This window comes from Azospirillum sp. A26 (assembly GCF_042604635.1).
GTDB classification, from domain to species: domain Bacteria; phylum Pseudomonadota; class Alphaproteobacteria; order Azospirillales; family Azospirillaceae; genus Azospirillum; species Azospirillum palustre.
On the sequence record NZ_CP170473.1, the window covers coordinates 400,610 to 422,355 of the forward strand.

The window sequence follows — 21,746 nt, forward strand, 5'->3', positions numbered from 1 at the left end:
ACATATGTATAAGAAGGAGAGCAGTGGCCGGTCATACAACGCTGACGGCAGGTCGGCCGGCGCACTTTGGGCCTATGGTCGAGTGTGCCCCGACGGCGGAGTCACCCCATGTCGGGACGCGGGCGCAGGCCGTTCAGCAGCAGGGCGATGGACTGGCGTGAGATCTCCGCCGGATCCAGCTCGCCGTCCGGGCGGTACCAGCGGGCAACCCAGCTGAGCGCGCCCGACAGCGTGAAGGCGGCAATCTTCGGATCGCAGGGGACGATGCTGCCCTCGGCGATGCCGCGTTCGATCAGGCTGCGGAATTTCAGGTCGATGCGGCGCTTCAAGCCGCGCAGGGTACGGCGGCTGTCCTCGGTCAGCGGTTCCTCGCCGACCCGGATCACGCACATGCCGAAATCCATGGTGACGATGTCGACATAGGTGGTCATCACCGCCACCAGCTCGTCATGGGCACTGCCGCCATGACCGGTCACGTCGTTGGAAGCGCTGTCGAGCATTTCCAGCCCGATCCGCACGCACTCGAACAGGATCTCTTCCTTGTTCTTCACATAGTAATAGATCGTCGGCTTGGTCACGTTCAGCCGCCGGGCGATGTCGTCCAGCGAGGTGGCGTGATAGCCAAGCTCGTTGAAGGCCTGCGCCGCCGTCCGCAGCACGGCGATCCGCTTCTCCTCCCGTTCGCTGCGGCGGTCGGCGGCGGTCTTCCATGGCGAGTCCGACATGCGGTGCTGGCTCCCTTCGCTCATTCTTCCGGCCTATCGCTTTCCCATTTGGCTGTGCCCATGTCCAGACCGGCAAACAGTCAGTTCGTGCAGCAAACTTGTTTCTGTGCTTACTTTCAAGTAACTTAGCTTCCATACAGTAAAGAAAAGGCCAGCCGAGCCTGTGACCAGGGTGTGCGGCACCGGCGCCAGAACCTTGTAGAACCGGGAGGACACAGATGCCTATGGACGTTGCCAAGGACGCCATCGCCGCAGCGCGCGGCACCAGCATCGGCGGGGCTCTGGCACGGGCGGCGCGGCGCTATGGCGACCGCATCGCCCTGCGCTACGACGGTCGGGACTGGAGCTTCGCCGGCCTGCATGTGGCGGCGAGGCGGGTGGCCCGGCGGCTCCACGACATGGGTCTGCGGCCGGGCGACCGGGTGGCCGCCTTCGGGCGCAACTCCGACGCCTATGTCGTGGCCTGGCTCGGCTGCGCGGTCGGCGGCTTCATCCATGTGCCGGTCAACTATGCCCTGACGGGAGAGGAGCTGTCCTACATCCTGACCCAGTCGGGGGCACGGATGGTGCTGCACGACGACGATCTGGCCGGCACCCTTGCCGATGCCGGAACCGCGGCACGAATGGAGTGGGTCGGGACCCTGGCCGCCGGTGCCGGTGATCTGGACGTGCTGGCCATCGCACAGGATCGGGGCGCCTCGGCGGACATCGACGTGGTTGTGGACGCCGACACGGTGGTCCAGCTTCTCTACACCTCCGGCACCACCGCGGCGCCGAAGGGCGCGATGATGACCCATGGCGGCCTGCTGGCGGAATATGAGAGCGCCATCCATGACTGCCGCTTTGCCGAGAGCGACCGGGCGTTGGCGGCGCTGCCGCTCTACCATTCGGCGCAGATGCATGTCTTCCTGATGCCGCAACTGATGGTCGGCGCCACCACCCTGCTGATCCAGGCTCCGGCCCTGAAGCAATGCCTGGAACTGATCGAGGCGCACCGCATCACCTCCTTCTTCGCGCCGCCCACGGTGTGGGTCGGGCTGCTGCGCCATCCCGATTTCGATGTGCACGATCTGGGGTCGCTGGAGAAGCTCTATTACGGCGCCTCGATCATGCCGGTTCCGGTGTTGCAGGAGCTTCGCCGGCGCCTGCCCAACGCTAAGCCTTTCAACTGTTACGGCCAGAGCGAGATCGGCCCGCTCGCCACCGTGCTGGCCCCGGAAGAGCATGAGGAGCGCCCGGCCTCCGCCGGCCGGCCGGTGCTGAATGTCGAGACACGGGTCGTCGATCTGGAGATGAACGATCTGGCTCCGGGCAGCCATGGCGAGATCGTCCACCGCTCTCCCCAGCTGATGATCGGCTATTGGGACAAGGAGCGCGAGACGGAGGAGGCTTTCCAGGGCGGCTGGTTCCATTCCGGCGACGTCGGCTATCTGGACGAGGCCGGCTATCTCCACATCGTCGATCGCATCAAGGACGTCATCAACACCGGCGGCGTGGTGGTCGCCAGCCGCGAGGTGGAGGAGGCGATCTACACCCATCCCGCCGTCGCCGAGGTCGCGGTGGTGGCGCTGCCCGACCCGAAATGGATCGAGGCGGTGACCGCCTTCGTCGTGCTGCGCACCGGCCAGAGCGTCGATGCCGAGGGGCTGATCGCCCATTGCCGCGGTCATCTGGCGCCCTTCAAGCTGCCCAAGCAGGTGCATTTCGTCGACAGCCTGCCGCGCAACACCGCCGGCAAGCTGCTGAAGCGTGAGCTTCGCCGGGCCTACAGCGAGACCACGGCGTGAGTGCGGAAACATGAGCGTATACGAACCGCCGCTGCACGCCGTCCGCTTCCTCGTCAACGAGGTGCTGAAGGCTCCCGAGGCGCTCGCCGCTGCCGGGTGGGAGGAGGCGACGCCCGACCTGTTCGACGCCGTGCTCGCCGAAGCGGGGCGGCTGGCGGTCGAGGTGCTGCTGCCACTCGACCGGTCGGGCGACGAAGAGGGCGCACGGGTCGTTGACGGCGGCGTGCGCATGCCGGCGGGGTTCCGCGAGGCGTGGCGGCATTGGCGCGACGGCGGCTGGAACGGGCTGTCCGGCAGTCCGGCCTATGGCGGGCAGGGGATGCCGGCGCTGCTCGACACGCTGGTGACGGAGATGGTGTGCGCGGCGAACCTCGCCTTCAGCATCACCCCCGGCCTGACCCAGGGCGCCATCCGGGCGCTCGCCGCCCATGGCGACGCGGCGGTGAAGGAGCGCTGCCTGCCGCCGATGCTGGCCGGCGACTGGACCGGGGCCATGGCGCTGACCGAGCCGCAGGCGGGGACCGACCTCGGGCTGCTGCGCACGCGGGCGGAGCCGGTGGGCGACGGCAGCTTCCGGCTGGCCGGGCAGAAGATGTTCATATCGTCGGCCGACCATGACCTGAGCGACAACCTCGTCCATCTGGTGCTGGCCCGCCTGCCCGACGCCCCGGAGGGCACCCGCGGCGTCAGCCTGTTCGTGGTGCCGAAGCACCTGCCGGACGGCGCCCGCAACGGCTGGTCGGTGCTGTCGGTGGAACGCAAGATGGGGCTGCACGCCTCGCCCACCTGCGTGGTGTCCTATGAGGGGGCCGTCGGCTGGATGGTGGGGGCGCCGCACCGCGGGCTCGCCGCCATGTTCACGATGATGAACCATGAACGGCTGTTCGTCGGTATCCAGGGCATCGGGGTGGGGGAACGCGCGGCGCAGGCGGCGCTCTCCTATGCCCGCGACCGTGTGCAGGGCAGGGCGCCCGGCGGCAGCGGTGAAGCAGGCGACCCGATCCTGCATCATCCCGACGTGCGGCGGATGGTGCTGACCGCCCGCGTGCTGACCGATGCCGGGCGGGCGCTTGCGGGATGGGTGGCGCTGTGGCTCGACCGCGCCGCCGGGGATCCGTCGCTGGCCGACGAGGCGGAGGATTGGGCGGCGCTGCTGACCCCGGTCGTGAAGGCCGCCGGCACCGATTTCGGTTTCGAGTCGGCGGTGCTGGCCCAGCAGGTGATGGGCGGCCACGGCTATATCCGCGACAATGGCGTCGAGCAGCTGGTCCGCGACGTGCGGGCGACGCAGATCTACGAGGGCACCAACGGCGTCCAGGCGCTCGACCTCGTGCAGCGCAAGCTGGGCCTGCATGGCGGCCGGCCGCTGGCGCGGATGCTGGCTGCGGTGGAGGATGCGGCGCAGGCTCTGGCCGACGATCCGGCGACCGCGGATCTGGCGGCCCCCCTGCGCATTGCCGCCGGCCGTCTGCACGGTCTCACCGACTGGCTGCGGCAGGAGGATCGCGACCCACGCGACGGCGCGGCGGGGGCGACCGACCTGCTGCGGCTGACGGCGCTGGTCGCCTATGGCTGGATGTGGGGACTGACCGCCGGCGCCGCGGCCCGGCGGCCAGCTGGATACGACCCGGCGTTCCTCGACGCGCGCATCGGGCTGGCCCGCTTCTTCATGACCCGCCTGCTGCCGGAGACTACCATGCTGGAGGCCCGCATCCGCAGCGGCTACGCCGGGCTGGAGGCGAGACTGTCAGGCTGGCTGGACGGTGTCGAGGGGTAGCCACTCCTCACGCGGCGGAGACGATCAGCAGAGCCGCGACCAGCGCCACCGCATCCTCCAGCAGGGCGGCAGGGCGGTCGCGACCGAAGGCGGTGGCCATGCGCATGCGGGCGGCATAGCCGACCAGCGTGCCCACCACGGCGCCAATGCCGCCGGCCACCAGACCGCCGATCCAGAATCCGGCATTTGCCCCGATGGCCGCACCGGCGATGGCGCCGCTGCCGATGCGGCTGGCGAAGGGAAAGGGCAGCTTGCGGCTGGGAGTGGTCGGCAGCTTGTCGACGACCAGTTCCGCCACCGCCATGGCGGTGAAGACCCAGGGCGACACCGGGTGGCCGAGGAAGAACAGCCAGCTTCCCGACAGGTCGAGCCAGCCGCCGTAAGCGGCCCAGCTGACGGCCGCCGGGGCGATCAGGGTGCGTGAGCCGGCGACGGCGCCGATCAGAAAGGCAAGGGCCAGGGCAAACATCCGGTCATCCGTGTTTCGTTGGGGTCAAAGTCAGTCGTGAGCCACAGTCGGGTGAGGCCCACGGTCATCCGGCGGACCGTCCGCGCACCGCCTGCACCAGCCGCCGCAGCGCCCCGCCGCGGGTGCCGGGCCCGCCATGGAACAGGCGCAGCGCCGCCAGCATCAGCGCCTCGTCACCGGCGCGCGGTTGGTCGAAATGGGGGCGTAGCCGCCCCTTGCGGACCGAGACGGTCTTCACCTGTGTCATCTCCAGCAGTCCCTCGGCGCCACGGGTGACGCCCCAGCCGCTGGCATGCCGCCCACCGAAGGGCAGGCGCGGGTCGGCGGTCGGCACGATGAGGTCATTGATCGTCACGGTCCCGGCATCGATCCGCCCAGCCAATTCCCGGGCCTGCGCCTCCGGCCCGAACACGGACGCCCCCAGCGCATAGGGACTGCCGGCCGCAACCGTCAGCGCCTCCTCCATGTCCCGCACCGGCACCAGAGACAATACTGGGGCGAAGATCTCCTCACGCAGCAGCGCCATGTCGGATCTCGCGTCGGCAAGTATCAGCGGTGCCATCGCAGAACCTTCATCCCCCGGCAAAGCCCCCAGCGCGCGGGCTCCGCCCGACACCGCATCCCGGGCAAGGGCGGCGAGCCGGCGTCCGGTCGGTGGGGACACCGGCACCGCCGATATCGCGCCGACATGGCGGAGAAGTACGGCCTCCAGGCCCGCCGCCATGTCGTACGGGACGAACACCCGCCGCGGCGCGATGCAGGTGGCGGAGCCGTTGAGCCGAAGGCCGAAGGCCAGCGCGCGGGCGACCTGCTCCAGGTTCGCACCCGGCAGGACGAAGACGGCGTCGTTGCCCGACAGTTCCATCGTCGAGGGCACCAGATGCCGGGCCAGCTTCTTCGCCACCGCCCGTCCCGTATCGGCCGATCCGGTCAGCACCAGCTTGTCGATGCCCTCCTCGATGGCCTCCGCCACCGCAGCGGCGGACTCGTCAAGCACCCGGAACAGCCCCGGCGGCAGTCCGGCCTCTTCCAGCCAGGCTCCAAGCAGGATCATCGGCGCGCTGCACCCCGGCGCCGGCTTGACCAGCACCCGGTTTCCGGCCGCCAGAGCCTGGACCGCCTGAACGCCCGGCAGCAGCAGCGGGTAATTGGACGGACCGACGATCAACACGGTGCCGACCGGCTCCCGCCGCACCTCCGCCTCGACCCCGAACAGCCAAGCCGGGCGCCCGCGCCGGCCCAGCCTCTTCGGCGCCAACAGCCTGGATGCTTCCCGCTCCAGAAACCGGCAGGCCTCCGCCAGCGGCAGGATTTCGGCGCTGACGCTCTCGGCCGCGGTTCGGCTGGGCCGCGTTTCCAATGCGTCGACGAGATCTTCCGCACCGGCGGCGATCCGGTGGCGAAGTCCACGAATAGTGGAAAGGCGTATGGAAATATCCCGTTCGGACCATGCCGTAAAGCCGACCGCCCCCCGAGGGATCGCTTTTCTTATCCAAGGAGATAAGACGTCAGGAGAGGGGTTGTTGTTGCGATCCATTTTCGACCCAGCTTCGTAGAGATCACGACTGAATTTTGCAGCGCAGGAGCGTTTGGCAAGCGGATGGAACGACAAGTCGTGATCATCGGCGCGGGACCGGGCGGATTGGCATCCGCGATGCTCCTCGCGCTCACCGGAGCGAAGGTGACGGTGCTGGAACGGCAGGACCGCATCGGCGGCAGGTCGGCGGGCTTCTCGCTCGACGGTTACCGGTTCGACAGCGGTCCCACCTTCTTCCTCTATCCCCGCATTCTGGAGGAAATCTTCGAGGCCTGCGGACGGCGCCTGTCGGACGAGGTCGACCTGATCCGCCTCGACCCGCTTTACCGGCTGGTGTTCGAAGGTGGCGGGGAACTGCGTGTCCATGCCCAGGTGAAGGCGCTGATGGCGGAAATCGCCAGGCTCAGCCCAAGCGACGCCGACGGACTTCCGCGCTTCCTGGCCGACAACCGGGCGAAGATGGAGCGCTTCCGCCCGGTTCTGGAATCCGATTTCTCCAGCCCCTGGGCGCTCGCCTCGCTGCCGATGCTGAAGGCTCTGGGCAGGCTGGCGCCCCACCGTTCGGTGGACCGCGACCTGTCCCGCTATTTCCAGGATCCGCGCATCCGCCTCGCCTTCTCGTTCCAGAGCAAATATCTGGGCATGTCGCCCTTCCGCTGCCCCAGCCTGTTCACCATCCTGTCCTTCCTTGAGCATGAGCACGGCATCTTCCATCCCCGCGGCGGGACGGAATCGGTGATGGAGGCGATGCGGAGGGTCGCGGAAAGCCTGGGTGTCACCGTCCGGCTGAACGAGACGGTACGCCACATCAAGTTCCAGGGCCGACGCGCCGTCGGCGTGCGGACGGATGCCGGCGATTATCCGGCCGACGCGCTGGTCATCAACGCCGACTTCGCCCGCGCCATGACCACGCTGGTGCCCGACGATCTGCGCCGGCGCTGGAGCGACGCCCGCCTCGCCACCAAGAAATTCTCCTGCTCCACCTTCATGATGTATCTGGGCATCGACGGCAAAGTGGACGGGCTGGACCACCACACCGTCTATCTGGCGGAGGATTACGCCCGCAACCTCGCGGAGATCGAGGAGTGCCGGGAATTGCCGCGCAGCCCGTCGATCTATGTGCAGAATGCCTGCGTCACCGATCCCGATCTGGCGCCGCCGGGCGGCAGCACGCTCTACATCCTGGTGCCGGTCGGCCACCAGCGCGGCCACATCGACTGGAAGGCGGAGGCGCCGCAGTACCGCCGGCTGGTGCTCGACCGGCTGGCCGACTTCGGCCTGACCGATCTGGAGCGCCGCATCCGGGTGGAGCGGGTGGTGACGCCGGCCGACTGGGACAGCCAGTTCGCGGTGCATCGCGGCGCCACCTTCAATCTGGCGCACAGCCTGGATCAGATGCTTCACCGCCGTCCGCGCAACCGGTTCGAGGATCTGGACGGCGTCTATCTGGTGGGCGGCGGCACCCATCCCGGCAGCGGCCTGCCGGTCATTTTCGAAGGCGCACGCATCACGGCGCGGCTGCTGGCCCAGGAACTGGGCCTGCCGACGCCCTGGCGCACAAAGACCATGGGTTTGTCCGGCATGCTGCGGCAGGCCGTTGCAGGGGGAATGGCATGACGGATCGGATCGCGGTGATCGGCGGAGGCCTTGGCGGACTGGCGGCGGCGGCGGTGCTGGCGGCGCGCGGGCACAAGGTGATCCTGCTGGAAAAGAACGGCTGGGTCGGCGGCAAGGCGGCCATTCTGGAGGAAGGCGGGTTCCGCTTCGACATGGGGCCGACAATCCTGACGGTCCCGCGCGTCCTGCGCCGCATCCTGGAGGAGGCCGGCTGCGATCTGGACCAGGAGCTGGACATGGTCCGGCTGGAGCCGCAATGGCGCTGCTTCTTCGACGACGGCACGGTGCTGGACCTGTCGGAGAATGTCGGAACCATGGCGGCGGAGCTGGACAAGCTGGCGCCCGGCCGCGGGGCGGGGGAGGGCTACCGCCGCTTCCAGGCGATGTCGGAACGGCTGCACGGCATCTCCGAACGCTTCTTCTTCTGGAAGTCGGTGGAGGATCTCGGCGACACGCTGAACTTCCGCAACAGCTTCAACGCCAGCACCCTGTCGGACGTGCTGGCGCTCCGCATGGGCAGCACGGTCGCCGGCACCATCCGCGGCCATGTGCCGGATGCGCGGGCGGCGCAGATGCTGGACCATTTTACCCAGTATGTCGGCTCCTCGCCCTACGGCTCTCCGGCGGTGCTGTGCGCCATCGCCCACATGCAGACCAATGACGGCGTCTGGTATCCGATGGGCGGCACCCGTGCCGTGCCGACGGCGCTGGAGCGGGTGGCGAGGCGGCTGGGCGTGGAAATCCGCACCAACACCGGCGTCCGCCGTCTTCAGGTGGAACGCGGCCGGGTGGTGGCGGTCGAGACGGACGGCGGCGAGCGCATCCCGGTTTCGGCCGCCGTGTCGAACATGGATTCGGTCCGCACATATCAGGAGCTGGTCGGCGGCCCCCCGGCCAAGCGCTTCGCCAAGCGCCGCAGCTACGAGCCGGCCTGTTCCGGCGTGGTGTTCTATCTGGGCCTGGACCGCGCCTACGATCATCTGCTGCACCATGACTTCGTCTTCTCGCGCGATCCGGAGGAGGAGTTCGACTGGATCTATCGCCAGGGCGAGCCGGCGCCCGATCCGACCTGCTACATCGCCGCCCCGGCCCGCACCGAGCCGGGCGTCGCACCGGCGGGCGGCGAGGCGCTGTATGTGCTGGTCCACACCCCCTATCTGCGCGAGCGTCACGACTGGAACCGCATGTTGCCGGCCTATCGCCGCGTGGTGTTCGACAAGCTGAAGCGCACCGCCGGCATGCCCGATCTGGAAGACCGCATCCGGGTCGAGCATGTGCTGACGCCGCAGGACATCAACGACCGCTACAATGTGCTGAACGGCGCCATCTATGGCTTGGCGAGCCATGGCCGCTTCATGGGCGCCTTCAAGCCCGGCAACCGCTCCCGCGATGTGGAGGGGCTTTATCTGGCCGGCGGAGCCGCCCATCCCGGACCGGGCATGCCGATGGTGCTGATGTCGGGCTGGATCGCCGCCGACAGCCTCGATCAGGACATGCGCGACGGCGTCCACGGTGGTGCCGGGGCAGGCTCCGCGCGCGCCGTGGCCTGACGGAAGGCGGCGGGAGGATGACGGACGATCCGGTTGCGTTACGGTCCCGGCTGCTCTGCTGGTTCTTCGGCGGCGTCATGGCCCGGCGGCTGCGGCGCGGCTTCCATGCGGTGCGGCTGGCGCGGCCGGGCTGGCCCGCCCTGCCACCGGGCCGTCCGGTCATCGTCTATCTCAACCACCCATCCTGGTGGGATCCGGCTCTGCTGATCGTGATGGGCACCACCCGCTTCCGCGGCCGGCCGGGCTATGGGCCGATCGCTGCGCAGATGCTGCGCCGCTACCGCTTCATGCGCCGCATCGGTCTGTTCGGGCTGGAGCCCGGCCGCGCCGGGGCCGTCTCCTTCCTGCGCAACGCCGAACACATCCTGAGCGACCCGCGCGCCATGCTGTGGATCACGGCGGAGGGCGCCTTCACCGACCCGCGCCGCCGCCCGGTGACCTTGCGGCCGGGCATCGCCCATCTGGTCCGCCGCATGCCCACCGCCCTGGTGGTGCCGCTGGCGGTCGAATACCTGTTTTGGGACGAGCGCACGCCGGAGGCACTGATGCGGTTCGGCCAACCTTTCGAAGCCGCCGCCCTTGCCGGTCTGCCGGTGCAGGACATCGCGGCGGAGCTGGAAGGGCGGCTGGAGACGGTGATGGACCAGTTGGCGCTCGATGCGCAGAGCCGTGACCCGGCGCGTTTCCTGACGCTGATCGAGGGAACGGTCGGGGTCGGCGGCATTTACGACCTGTGGCGCCGGCTGCGCGCCCTGGCCGGCGGACAGAGCTTCTCTCCGGCCCACGGCAGCCGGGAGGAGGACGCCCGGCACGGGAGCAGCCGGCAGGATCCGGCCCGGCGAAAGATGCCGCAGGAGATCGAGGGGCCATGAGCGTCGTCGTCCTGATCGCCGCGCTGTCGCTGATCCTGGCCCTGCTGCCGCTCGGGCAGGGGATCGTCAATCTGTTCCTCTACCGCCGCCCGACCGCCGAACCGCCGCCGGGCACCGCCGTCAGCATCCTGATCCCCGCCCGCAACGAGGAAGCCGGCATCGCCGCCGCCGTCGATGCCGCGCTGCTCAGCCGTGGTGTCGATGTCGAGGTGGTTGTGCTGGATGACCACTCCACCGACCGCACGGCGGAGATCGTCCAAGCCATCGCCGCCCGCGACCCGCGCGTCCGTCTGGAGAGCGCGCGGCCGCTGCCGCCGGGCTGGTCGGGCAAGCAGCATGCCTGTCAGATGCTCGCCGGTCTGGCACGATATCCGGTTCTGCTGTTCCAGGACGCCGATGTGCGGCTGTCGCCAACGGCGGCCCGCCGGGTCGGCGGCGCCCTGCTGGCGGGTGAGTGCGGTCTGGTCAGCGGCTTCCCGCGCGAGGAGACCGGGACGCTGGCGGAAGCCCTGGTGATCCCGCTGATCCATTTCCTGTTGCTGGGCTTTCTGCCGATGGCGGCGATGCGGCGCTCGACCGACCCGCGCTTCGGCGCCGCTTGCGGCCAGCTGATCGCGGTCCGGCGGGATGCTTATCTGAAGGCTGGTGGCCATGCGGCCATCGCAACGTCGCTGCATGACGGGGTGACGCTGCCGCGCGCCTTCCGCCGGGCCGGGCAGGGCACCGACCTGTTCGACGCCGCCGGCTTTGCCCGCTGCCGGATGTATCGCGGCTGGCGCGAAGTGTGGTCCGGCTTCTCCAAGAACGCGACGGAAGGGATGGCGACCCCGGCCGCCCTGCCGGTCTGGACCCTGCTGCTGTTCGGCGGCCATGTGCTGCCCTGGATTCTGCTCGGCTGGGCGGCGCTCCATCCGCTGCCCATTTCGGTGGTCGTGCTGGCGGGGCTGGCTGCGCTCTCCGGTCTGCTCTTCCGCCTCCTGCTGGCCGTCCGCTTCCGCCAGAGCGTCGTCGGCGCGCTGCTGCACCCGGTCGGTGTGCTGATCATGCTGGCGATCCAATGGTCGGCGCTGCTGCGCGCGCGCCATGGCAAGCCGTCGGAATGGCGCGGCAGAGCCTATCCGGCCGCACCGGAGCCGGGGCCTGAGCCGGGACAAGGTGCTCCATGACGCCCTGGCTGCGCCGCCATGGCCACCGCATCTTCCACCCATTGGCCGGGGCCGATGCCGCCACGCTGGCCATGGTGCTGCGCGACGGCGGCGGTGTCGGGCCGCTGCACCTGCATCGCGTCGCGACCGCGCTGGGCGCCGCCGCGATCCGCGCACCGCTCGACCTGATGGAGCGGCGGCGAGTGGCGGGGCTGGTCGGGCAGGGCAGGGCCGCCGGGCCACCGCCGCTGTTCATCCTCGGCCATTGGCGCAGCGGCACCACCCATCTGCTGAACCTGCTGGCGCAGGATGAGCGGTTCGCCGCCCCCGACCCGCTGGCGGTCGGCCTGCCCTGGGGCTTCCTCGGCCTGAATTCCTTCTGGCGCGCGCGGCTGGAGGAGTGGCTGCCGCCCGACCGCATCATCGACGCCATGCCGGTCGATCCGACCTCTCCGCAGGAGGACGAACTGGCCTTGGCCCTGATGCAGCCGCTGTCCTACTATCACGGCATCTTCTTCCCCAGGCACCTGCACCGTACCTTCCGCCAGGGCGTGCTGTTCGAGGGGTGCCGGCCAAAGGCCATCGCGCTGTGGCGCCGGCGGATGGACCATTACCTGAGCAAGATGCAGATCCAGTGCGGCGGACGGCGGCTGCTGATCAAGAATCCGGCGCACACGCCGAAGCTGGCGGAACTGCTGGCGCTGCGGCCCGATGCCGTTTTCGTCCACATCCACCGCGACCCCTACGAGGTGTTCAGTTCGACCCGGCGCATGCTGTTGACCCTGCTGCGGGAATTCTCGCTGCAATCCTACGATCCGCGGGCGGTGGACGATCTGGTGCTGGATCTCTATCCGGCGATGATGGCCCGGTTCGACCGCGACCGGGCGCTGCTGCCGACCGGCCGGCTGTTGGAGATCCGTTACGACCGCTTCGTCGCCGATCCGTTGGAGACGCTGGCCGGGATCTATGACGGGCTCGATCTTGGTCCCTTCGCGCCGGTTCGACCGAAAATGGAAGGCTATCTGGCAAGCGTGCGCGATTATCGCGGGGCCCGGCACGATCTCGAGGATACGGCCCGCCGCGCGGTGCGCCGCCGGTGGGCCTTCGCCTTCGAGCGCTGGGGCTACTGAGGCGTCAGGCTTCGCCACGCTCCTCGCGCTTGGCCTGCTGCCACATGGCCTCCATCTCGTCCAGCGTGGCATCCTGCGGCTTGCGCCCCTCGGCGGACAGCAGCGCCTCAATCCGGTGGAAGCGGCGTTCGAACTTGGCGTTGGTGCCGCGGAGAGCCGTTTCCGGCTCCACCTTCATCCGGCGGGCGAGGTTGACCAACGCGAACAGCAGGTCGCCCAGCTCGTCCGCCACCCGCTCCTGCCCTGAGCCGGCATCCATCTCGGCCCGCAGTTCCCGTACCTCCTCCTCGATCTTGTCGAGGATGTCGCGGGCGTCGGTCCAATCGAAGCCGACACGCGCGGCACGGTTCTGCAGCTTCAGCGCACGGGTCAACGCCGGCAGCCCGGCGATGACGCCCTCCAGCGCCGACGGCGCCCGGCCCTCCTCGGCGGCCTTGGCCGCCCGCTCGGCCGCCTTGTGGTCCTCCCAGCGCGAGGTCTGCTGGTCCGACGACTTCACCTCCTCCGGCCCGAAGACGTGGGGATGGCGGCGGATCATCTTGTCGGTGATGACGCCGGCGACCTCGTCGAAATCGAACAGTCCCTCTTCGCGCGCCATCTGGCTGTAATAGACGACCTGGAACAGCAGATCGCCCAGCTCCTCGCGCAGGGCGGCCTTGTCGTCCTTCTCGATGGCGTCGGCGACCTCATAGGCTTCTTCGATCGTGTGCGGCGCGATGGTGCGATAGGTCTGCTCCAGATCCCACGGGCATCCGCCGTCAGGATTCCGCAGCCGCGCCATCACGTCGAGCAGCCGGTCGATGTTGCGGGTCATGTCTTGCGGTCTCCGATTGCGGGGAGGTGAAAGTCCGCGACGATAACCGAGCGGAGCGGACGGTGGAAGCGGCGAGGGCGGACGCCGTCTTAGACTGGGTAACCTAGGCGGAGCCAGCGCCAACTGCATCGGCCGACGCCATCGGACGCCCATGCAGGCCGACCTGCCCGCGCCCATTGCGCTTGGCGGCATACAATGCCTGGTCGGCATAGCGCAGGACCGTGTCGAAATCCGTGTCGTCCACCGGCCACAGCGCCATCCCGATGCTGCACCCGATGCCGATTTCCGCTTGCTCCAGCCTCATCGGAGCCGACAGCGAGGCGATGATGCGGGCCGCGACCTCCTGCGGCGTCAGCCAGTCGGCCTGCGGAAGCGCTAGACAGACCAGAAACTCGTCGCCACCGAGCCGGATGACCTCGTCGCCCTCACGCACGCAGTTGAGCAGCCGTTGCCCGACCTCCGCCAGCACGGCATCGCCGACATGGTGCCCGTGGCGGTCGTTCACCGGCTTGAAGCCATCCAGGTCGATGCAGAGCGCCGCCACCGTCGGGCGCCTGCCGGGCGGCAGGTCGGCCAGTTCCCGAACCCTGGCTTCGAGATAGCGGCGATTTCCCAGGGCGGTGAGCTGGTCCTTGTAGGCGAAGCCGTGCAGGGTGGCGCCCATGTCGTGGATCGCCTGCGCGGCGTTGCCCATCTCCCGCGTCCGGAATCCGGCTGCGGCACTCTTCGCGACGGAATCGATCCGCCCCGCCGACAGGTCGGTGGCGGAGCGCTGGAGATCACGCAGCCCGCGCAGGACAAGGACGTCGAGCAGGAACCAGACGCCGGCAACGATCGTCGCGACGACGCCGGCCAGGATCGCGATTCCCCACATGATCTTGCCGTTCACTCCGTCGAGGACGAGATTGCGCGGCACCCCGACAGCGATCCGCCCGCCGGTGTCCTCCAGCTTCGCAAAGCCGATGATCCGTGGCTGATCTGCGAAGCCGGGACCCTCGACGATCCCGCGGTCGGCCTGGAACATCGCACGGGTGACCGGATGGTCGGCCACATGCTTGCCAACGAGGGCGCTCGGCCCCGGTTCACGCGCCAGAATGGTTCCCTGGGCGTCGAACAGGGTCACCGTGGTGCCGGGAGCCTCCGCCGCCTCCCTCGTCAGGTCGCCGAGCCATTTCAGATCCAGTCCCGACAGCAGAACCGCTTTGACCGTTCCATCCTCATCGAGCAAGGGCAGGGCGGCGGCCAGAAGGGGCTTGCCGGATGCGCGTCCGATGCGGAAATTGCTGGTGCTGAATGACTTTGTGGCCAGCGCCAGCATGAAGTAATCCTGATCCGCCACTGTCGTCACCGGGCTGCTGCCAAGTCCCGTCCGGCAGAGGATCCGGCCATCGGGCGCGGCCACCCCGAACCCTGTACTCCAGGGCTGGAACGACATGGCCCTGCGCAGGACCGGGCCGCAATCCTCGGACCGGTCCCCCCGGACCTCGGGGATCAAAGCCAGCGTCTGCAAGGTCTCGCGAACCCGCGCGAGGGCTTCGGCCTGCTGGGATGCCCCTTGTTCGGCAAGCGTCAGAACACGCTGACGGGCATGTTCAATGTCGGCGTTCCATTTCTGCAGGTAGAGCGACAGAACAAGACCAACCAAAGGCAGGAATGCAATGACAATAAAAATTTCGAGCCGGACACGCAGACCCATACCGCCCCAGATATTCATTATGGATTTTCTTATAGACCCAATGAACATGTCATTTCCAGACCGGCAGGAGTATTTCGATGGCCGAGGTTTAGAACACCACAGATAAGCGGTTGAGCAAAAAGGCTGGAGTTAAAGTTGCGCCGAAGCGTCTACAGTCCGAAGGGACGCACCGGAACCCTCCATAGAGCCGGATGGGGAGACCGTATGCCTTCGGGTTTTCGGAAATGCCAGTTCTTCTTGTTAAATCTGCTTATGTCTGATGCAACCCGGCCATGCTGTCGAAATTCCGGCCGATCATTGACATCCGTTCGTTGCAATAGACGGAAATTTTAACTTTGCACGCTAATAAAGCACATAATGAGCATTATGGAAATTACATCGATTGGCCGGGCAATCTGCTGCGTGCTGCCCCCGGCGGTTGTCCGGTCACCCGTTTGAAGGCGCGGCTGAAAGCGGCCTGAGAGCCGTAGCCCAAGCGGTAGGCCGCAGTCTCTATCGGCATGTTCTCGCGCCCGATCCACTGCGCGGCGAGCCGCATCCGCAGTTCGGTGACATACTGGAGCGGCGTCATGCCGGTAACCGCCAGAAAGCGTTCGGCGAAGACGGACCGCGAACTGCCCATTTCGGCGGCCAGCTGGGCGACCGTCCAATCGCGGCCGGGATCGCGGTGAAGCGCGGCGATGACACGCCCCAGCCTGGGATCGCGCAGAGCCTCCACCCAGCCGCGGGCGTCGCCACAGCCGCACTCCACCCAGCCGCGCACGATGAAGGCCGACACGACGTCCGCCAGCCGCGCCAGGATTCCGGCGAAGCCGGCGCGTTCGGTCCGTGCCTCTCTTTCCATCGCCTCCAGCATCGGAAGGATTTCCGGATAGCGGTCGAGCAGGGTGCCGACCAGCATCACCTCCGGCATGAGGCCGATCAGCGGGTGCATGGCGCCAAGGTCGAATTCCATGCAGCCGCTGAAAATCACTGTGTCCTTGCTGCGGCAGGTGTCGGCCGGGCAGGACTTGATGCTGCCGACCGTTTCACACAGCGCCGCTTCGTCGAAGCCGCCCAGATCCAGCCCCTGCCCGTCGGCATCCGACACCAGATCGTGGGCACCGCCCCGCGGCAGCAGAACCGCGTCGCCGGCCTGCAGTTCATGCAACATCCCCGCCCTGCCGCGCAGGATGGCGGTTCCGCAGGCCACGAAATGGAACTGCGCCCTGCCCTCGTCCCGGCCGAAGCGGATGCCGAACGGCGGAGCGAACTGCAACCGGCGGTACCTGACGCCGTAAAGCCGCATGCCGAGCAACAGTTCGCTGACGGCATCACGCGGCGAAGGCGCGGAGGGTTGTCTGGCGGTGGATAGGGGCATATCCAGACTTTCGATCAAAAACTACGGACGGTATGGCATGGATCGTCCGGCCCTTCAAGCATAGCCTGCAACGCAGCAAAAACACCTTCGAACGAGGGGAATGAGACATGAGTGATGTGACGAAGCCGGCCTGGGGCGCGGTTTTCGCGATGTCCATGGGTGTGTTCGGGCTGGTGGGAGCGGAGTTCCTGCCCGCCAGCCTGTTGACGCCGATGGCGGCCGATCTCGGCGTTTCGGAAGGGCTGGCGGGACAGGCGGTGACGGCCACGGCAGCCGTTGCGCTGGTGACCAGCCTGCTGATCGCTACAGCAACCCGCAGGGTCGACCGGCGGACCGTGCTGCTGGCATTTTCCGTGCTGCTGATCGCCTCCAATCTCGCAGTCGCCTTCGCGCCGAATCTGCCGGTCCTCCTGATCGGGCGCGTGCTGCTGGGCATCGCGATCGGCGGTTTCTGGACCATGGCCGCGGCGACGGCGATGCGGCTCGTTCCGCCCGAACTGGTGCCCCGCGCCCTGTCGATCATCTTCAGCGGCGTGTCGGCGGCAACGGTGTTCGCGGCTCCGCTCGGCAGCTATGTCGGCGGGTTGATCGGCTGGCGGCCCGTCTTCCTGCTTGGCGCCGTCCTCGGGCTCCTTGCCCTTGCGGCACAGGCGGCGACGCTTCCGCGCATGGCGCCGAGCGGGGATGCACGGTTGCGCACCCTGCTCGACGTGCTGACGCGGCCGGGCATCGGCATCGGCATGCTGGCCGTCGTGCTGGTCTTCACCGGGCATTTCGCCTTCTTCACCTACATCAGGCCGTTCCTCGAAACGGTGACCAGCGTCGGGCTCGACGGCGTTTCCGGCATTCTCCTGGGTTTCGGACTCGCCAACTTCGTCGGAACCGCGCTGGGCGGGATGCTTCTGGAGCGCAACATGCGCCTGACGCTGGTCGCCATGCCGCTGCTGATGGCGCTGCTCGGGCTGGGGCTGGCAAGCATGGGCGGCACGCCGGCCATCGACACGGTGCTGGTGACGCTGTGGGGGCTTGCCTTCGGGGCGGTTCCGGTGGCGTGGTCGACCTGGATCACCCGGGCCGTGCCCGACGAGGCGGAGAGCGCCGGCGGCCTGATCGTCGCCGCGGTGCAACTCGCCATCGCCACGGGAGCCGCGGCGGGGGGAGCCATCTTCGGTGTCAGCGGCGTGACCGGGGTCTTCACCATGGCCGGAGCGGTGCTGCTGATCGCCGTCCTGACCATCCTGCTCGGCGTCCGCACCCGGACGGTCGAGGCCGCCTGAACATTACATCCTCAACCGATCCGCCCGGAGGGGAGTTATCTCCCGGCCCCGCCGGTCGCCACGCAGGCGACCGGCGGGGCCGTCGTATTTTTGCACTGCGGCAATCCAGCCATGCGGCGAACGGGGCCTCGGGACCACATCTGCCTCTTGCCGAATTTAGATAGCAAACCTATTAAATAGGAATGCTACAAGATAAGGCTCTGCGCCTTCCCCCGAATTTTGGCCTGCACCTGTTCCGCGCCTCCCATCTGTGGCGGCGGGCAGCGAACAAGGTGCTGGCGGACAGCGGCTTTTCCGCATCGGCCATCACGCCGCTGATGCTTCTGGCCGAACTCGGCGACGGGCTGCGCCAGCGCGAACTGGCGGAGGAGATGGGTGTCGAAGGCCCGTCTCTCGTGCGTGTTCTCGATGGGCTGGAAAGCGCGGGATTGCTGGAGCGGCGCGAGGATCCCTGCGACCGCCGGGCGAAGACCCTGCACATGAGCGATGCCGGCCGGCACCTGCTGGTGCAGGTGAACGAGGCATTGAACGACGTCCGCCAGCGCCTGATGGCGGAGGCGGCGGAGGCCGATGTCGAGGCCTGCTATCGCGTGCTTTCGATCATCGAAGCCAACGCCAAGCGTGAACAGACCTGATCGTGCCGTGTTCTCCGGGGATGCGCGCCATGGCCGGTTCCGGCCGCGGCGACCTCCGGTCGCATCGGTGCGGTGATTGAGGAACCAAGACTGTGACACTCTTTCCTTCCTTCCGGACGGTGGTCCGGATCGCCGTGACCCTGTTGGTGACCGTGGCGGCGGCCGGCGGCGGGCTGTGGCTGTGGGATTATTACATGAACGAGCCCTGGACCCGTGACGGCCGCGTCCGTGCCGACATCGTCCAGGTGTCCTCCGACGTCGCCGGTCTGGTGACCGACGTGCGCGTGACCGACAACCAGCTGGTCCACAAGGGCGATTTGCTGTTCGTCGTCGATCCCGGCCGCTACAAGCTGGCGGTGGAACAGGCCCAGGCCAACCTCGACAGCGCCAAGGCGGAACTGGCCTACCGCACCGCCGAAGCCCGCCGGTACGAGCAGTTGGGCACCAACGTCGTCTCCACCGCCCAGAAGCAGGAGGTGGCGTCGGCAATGTCGAAGGCCGCCGCCGCCGCCAAGCAGACCGAGGCGGCGCTGGATCTCGCCCGCTTCAACCTGGAGCGGACGGAGGTCAAGGCGACGGTCGACGGCTATGTCACCAACCTCCAGATGAAGACCGGCAACTATGTCGCCGCCGGTCAGGCGGTGGTGGCGCTGATCGACAGCCAGTCCTTCTATGTCATGGGCTATTTCGAGGAAACCAAGCTGCCGCGCATCCATGTCGGCGCTCCGGTCTCGGTCCGCATCATGGGGGCCGCTGCCGATCTGCGCGGCCGGGTCGACAGCATCACCCGCGCCATCGTCGACCGCGACCGGGCGGAGGGCACCGGGCTGGTCGCCAACGTCAACCCGACCTTTAACTGGGTCCGACTGGCCCAGCGCATCCCCGTGCGCATCGCGCTGGACGAGGTGCCGGACGGCCTGCAACTGGTCGCCGGCCGCACCGCGACCGTGTCGGTGATCGGGTCTCCCGACGGCACGCCGAAGGTCGCCCAACTGCCGGCCGGGCAGTGAGCGCACGGCCATGCCAAAAGCATCCTCCTGGGCCCCGTCCCTGAACGAGCTGGTCTTCTCGCTGAAGTCCTTCGCCGCCTCCATGCTGGCGCTCTACATCGCCTTCGGCATGGGGTTGCCGCGGCCCTTCTGGGCGATGCTGACCGCCTATGTGGTGTCGAGCCCGCTGTCGGGAACCGTGCGGTCGAAGGCGGTGTACCGCGTCGCCGGCACGGTCGTCGGCTGCATCGCCGCCATCGTCCTGACGGTCGAACTGGTCAATGCGCCGGAACTGCTGTCGCTGGCGGTCGGGCTGTGGGTCGGCGGCTGCCTGTTCATCTCGCTGCTGGACCGCACGCCGCGCAGCTATGCCTTCATGCTGGCCGGCTACACCGCCGGCCTGATCGTCTTCCCCGGCGTCGCCAATCCGGAGGCCATCTTCGACACCGGGCTGGCCAGGGTCGAGGAGATCATCCTCGGCATCGTCTGCGCCACCGTCATCCACAGCGTCATCCTGCCGCGCGGCATGGGGCCGGTCCTGCTCGGCAAGCTCGACGCCTCGCTGCGCGACGCGGAACGCTGGACGCTCGACGCGCTGGAGCAGGTCGCCACCGACGCGCGGCTGCGCGACCGCCACAAGATGGCGACCGATCTGACCGAACTGCGGGTGATGACCACCCACCTGCCCTACGACACCTCCGACCTGCGCTGGATGACCCGGCCGATGCGGGCCTTGCAGGACCGCATGGTCTATCTGCTGCCGGTGCTGACCGCCGTGCATGACCGGCTGGGCGCGTTGCGCCGCCCGGACGGCGCGATGCCGACGGATCTGGCGCCGGTGGTGGCCGCGGTCCGCGATTGGATCGGCGCCGGTGCCGCCGCCGACCCGGCGGACGCCGCCCGGCTGATCGACCGGCTCGACCGGCTGGAAGCGGCGGACTCCTCGCAGGCGACGGACGGCTGGGAGGCCGCGACCCGTTTCAGCTTCATCCGCCGTCTGCGGTCGCTAGTGGAAATCCACCGCGACTGCCGGGACCTGCGGGCGCATCTGGCGACGGGCGACCAAGCTCTGCCCGACTATCTAGATCCGCTGGCCCGCAAGCGCTCGCGCGGCGTCTTCCATCTGGATTACGGGATGGCGGCATGGTCGGGGGCGGCGGCCCTGCTGGGTATCACCAGCGTCTGCGCCTTCTGGATCCTGACCGGCTGGTCGTCCGGATCGGCGGCGGCGATGATGGTGGCGGTCTTCACCTGCTTCTTCGCGTCCTTCGACGATCCGGTGCCGGGCATCCGTCTGTTCCTGGTCTATACGATGGCCTCGCTGCCGCTGTCCGCCTTCTACCTGCTGGTGGTCCTGCCGTCCTTCGACAGCTTCCCGATGCTGGTGCTCTGTCTGGCGCCGACGCTGGTGACGCTGGGCATCTTCGTTGCGCGCCCGGCGACGATGGGCAAGGCAATGGCGCTGATCTTCGGCGTCGGCGGTTCGCTCAGCCTGCTCGACACCGGCAACGGCGATTTCGCCTCCTTCCTGAACAGCAGCATCGGACAGATCGTCGGTATCGTCGGCGCCATGCTGGTCACCCGCATGTGCCGGTCGGTCGGCGCGGCGTGGAGCGCCCGGCGCCTGCTGCACATCGGCTGGCGCGAGATCGCCGATATGGCGCGGACACGCTGGGTGCCGGCCAATGACGGCTTCGAAAGCCGCATGCTGGACCGTGTCGGCCTGCTGTCCGCCCGGCTGGCCCAGGCCGGCGGGTCGGTGGATGTGGACGCCATCGATGCGGTGCGCGACCTGCGGGTCGGGCTGAACATCGTCGAGCTTCAGCGGGCGCGCCCGGTGCTGGGCCGTGCAGGCGGAGCGGCGCTGGACCGGCTTTTGCGTGGCATCGCCGTCCATTTCCGCGCCCTGTCGGCCAAACGGCCCGACCCGGCGCCGGCCGATCTGCTGGGCAGCATGGACGAGCTTCTGTCCGCCATCGGCACCGCCCCGCCCTGCCCCGAGCGCGACCGCGCCGTGGTGGCGCTCGCCTCGCTGCGGCGCAGCCTGTTCCCGGGTGCGGCCCTGCAACCGCCGCCCCTGGCCAATGAGGAGATCCCCCAGACGATGCATCAGGAAAGGGCACGCGCATGATCGGCGAAATCGATGTCTACGGCCTGTTCCTGCCGCCGCTGCTGATCATGGCCGTGGTCGCCTGGGCGGTGTCGGCGCTGCTGCGGCGGGGGCTGCGGGCCGTCGGCGCCTATGGCTGGGTGTGGCACGCGCCGCTGTTCGACTTCGCGCTCTATGTGCTGGTGCTGAGCGGGCTCGCCGGCCTGTGGTCGGTCTGGTCGGCCTGACCCGTTCCGGCTGAAATCGTCCACACCGC

At 68.4% G+C, this 21,746-nt stretch carries 18 protein-coding genes; 12 read left to right on the forward strand and 6 right to left on the reverse strand.

Going from position 1 to position 21,746, the window contains the following annotated elements; all coding sequences use genetic code 11:
- Positions 1-101: 101 nt before the first annotated feature.
- On the reverse strand, positions 102-725 hold the full coding sequence (locus ABNQ39_RS16350) for a TetR/AcrR family transcriptional regulator (RefSeq protein WP_376961691.1): 624 nt from the start codon (positions 723-725) through the stop codon (positions 102-104).
- A 218-nt stretch (positions 726-943) separates the two neighbouring features.
- Here ABNQ39_RS16350 and ABNQ39_RS16355 point away from each other — a divergent pair, with 218 nt between their 5' ends.
- On the forward strand, positions 944-2,512 hold the full coding sequence (locus ABNQ39_RS16355) for a fatty acyl-CoA synthetase (protein ID WP_376961693.1): 1,569 nt from the start codon (positions 944-946) through the stop codon (positions 2,510-2,512).
- Between the two features lie 10 nt (positions 2,513-2,522).
- On the forward strand, positions 2,523-4,289 hold the full coding sequence (locus tag ABNQ39_RS16360; RefSeq protein WP_376961695.1) for an acyl-CoA dehydrogenase: 1,767 nt from the start codon (positions 2,523-2,525) through the stop codon (positions 4,287-4,289).
- A gap of 7 nt (positions 4,290-4,296) precedes the next feature.
- On the opposite strand, the gene ABNQ39_RS16365 is transcribed toward ABNQ39_RS16360, so the two are convergent.
- The gene (locus ABNQ39_RS16365; RefSeq protein WP_376961697.1) at positions 4,297-4,758 is read right to left on the reverse strand and encodes a DUF4126 family protein; all 462 of its coding nucleotides are present in this window, start codon (positions 4,756-4,758) and stop codon (positions 4,297-4,299) included.
- Between the two features lie 64 nt (positions 4,759-4,822).
- Positions 4,823-6,295 (reverse strand): aldehyde dehydrogenase family protein, encoded by a 1,473-nt coding sequence (locus ABNQ39_RS16370; protein WP_376961699.1) that lies wholly within the window; start codon positions 6,293-6,295, stop codon positions 4,823-4,825.
- A gap of 117 nt (positions 6,296-6,412) precedes the next feature.
- On the opposite strand from ABNQ39_RS16370, the gene crtI reads away from it, so the two are divergent.
- Genes crtI through ABNQ39_RS16395 form a run of 5 tightly spaced genes read left to right on the forward strand, consistent with a single transcriptional unit; the run spans position 6,413 to position 12,609 of the window.
- Positions 6,413-7,912, forward strand: a complete 1,500-nt coding sequence (gene crtI / locus ABNQ39_RS16375) for a phytoene desaturase family protein (protein WP_376961701.1) — start codon at positions 6,413-6,415, stop codon at positions 7,910-7,912.
- Complete coding sequence (locus tag ABNQ39_RS16380) at positions 7,909-9,462, forward strand: phytoene desaturase family protein (protein WP_376961703.1); 1,554 nt, start codon at positions 7,909-7,911, stop codon at positions 9,460-9,462. The genes crtI and ABNQ39_RS16380 overlap by 4 nt, the downstream gene beginning before the upstream one ends.
- 17 nt (positions 9,463-9,479) lie before the next feature.
- Positions 9,480-10,334, forward strand: coding sequence for a lysophospholipid acyltransferase family protein (locus tag ABNQ39_RS16385; protein WP_376961705.1), 855 nt, complete (start codon positions 9,480-9,482; stop codon positions 10,332-10,334).
- Positions 10,331-11,500: a glycosyltransferase gene (locus ABNQ39_RS16390; protein WP_376961707.1), complete on the forward strand. Its 1,170-nt coding sequence runs from the start codon at positions 10,331-10,333 to the stop codon at positions 11,498-11,500. Before ABNQ39_RS16385 ends, ABNQ39_RS16390 begins: the two co-directional genes overlap by 4 nt.
- The gene (locus tag ABNQ39_RS16395) at positions 11,497-12,609 is read left to right on the forward strand and encodes a sulfotransferase family protein (RefSeq protein WP_376961709.1); all 1,113 of its coding nucleotides are present in this window, start codon (positions 11,497-11,499) and stop codon (positions 12,607-12,609) included. Before ABNQ39_RS16390 ends, ABNQ39_RS16395 begins: the two co-directional genes overlap by 4 nt.
- Positions 12,610-12,613: 4 nt before the next feature.
- Here ABNQ39_RS16395 and mazG read toward each other — a convergent pair whose 3' ends face one another.
- From mazG to ABNQ39_RS16410, 3 genes are all read right to left on the reverse strand, one after another.
- Positions 12,614-13,423, reverse strand: a complete 810-nt coding sequence (gene mazG, locus ABNQ39_RS16400) for a nucleoside triphosphate pyrophosphohydrolase (protein ID WP_376961711.1) — start codon at positions 13,421-13,423, stop codon at positions 12,614-12,616.
- Between the two features lie 103 nt (positions 13,424-13,526).
- Positions 13,527-15,137, reverse strand: coding sequence for a sensor domain-containing diguanylate cyclase (locus ABNQ39_RS16405; protein ID WP_376961713.1), 1,611 nt, complete (start codon positions 15,135-15,137; stop codon positions 13,527-13,529).
- Positions 15,138-15,492: 355 nt separating this feature from the next.
- Positions 15,493-16,407: an AraC family transcriptional regulator gene (locus tag ABNQ39_RS16410; RefSeq protein WP_376961715.1), complete on the reverse strand. Its 915-nt coding sequence runs from the start codon at positions 16,405-16,407 to the stop codon at positions 15,493-15,495.
- A 179-nt stretch (positions 16,408-16,586) separates the two neighbouring features.
- Here ABNQ39_RS16410 and ABNQ39_RS16415 point away from each other — a divergent pair, with 179 nt between their 5' ends.
- The 5 genes from ABNQ39_RS16415 to ABNQ39_RS16435 all read left to right on the forward strand — a co-directional run bounded on the left by ABNQ39_RS16415 (position 16,587) and on the right by ABNQ39_RS16435 (position 21,717).
- The gene (locus tag ABNQ39_RS16415; protein WP_376961717.1) at positions 16,587-17,756 is read left to right on the forward strand and encodes an MFS transporter; all 1,170 of its coding nucleotides are present in this window, start codon (positions 16,587-16,589) and stop codon (positions 17,754-17,756) included.
- A 182-nt stretch (positions 17,757-17,938) separates the two neighbouring features.
- Complete coding sequence (locus ABNQ39_RS16420; RefSeq protein WP_376961719.1) at positions 17,939-18,391, forward strand: MarR family winged helix-turn-helix transcriptional regulator; 453 nt, start codon at positions 17,939-17,941, stop codon at positions 18,389-18,391.
- Positions 18,392-18,483: 92 nt separating this feature from the next.
- Positions 18,484-19,401, forward strand: coding sequence for an efflux RND transporter periplasmic adaptor subunit (locus ABNQ39_RS16425; protein ID WP_376961721.1), 918 nt, complete (start codon positions 18,484-18,486; stop codon positions 19,399-19,401).
- A 10-nt stretch (positions 19,402-19,411) separates the two neighbouring features.
- Positions 19,412-21,511, forward strand: a complete 2,100-nt coding sequence (locus ABNQ39_RS16430) for an FUSC family protein (protein ID WP_376961723.1) — start codon at positions 19,412-19,414, stop codon at positions 21,509-21,511.
- Positions 21,508-21,717 carry a DUF1656 domain-containing protein gene (locus ABNQ39_RS16435; RefSeq protein WP_109049054.1) on the forward strand — a complete coding sequence of 70 codons (210 nt, stop codon included), beginning with the start codon at positions 21,508-21,510 and terminating at the stop codon, positions 21,715-21,717. Before ABNQ39_RS16430 ends, ABNQ39_RS16435 begins: the two co-directional genes overlap by 4 nt.
- Positions 21,718-21,746: the final 29 nt, after the last annotated feature.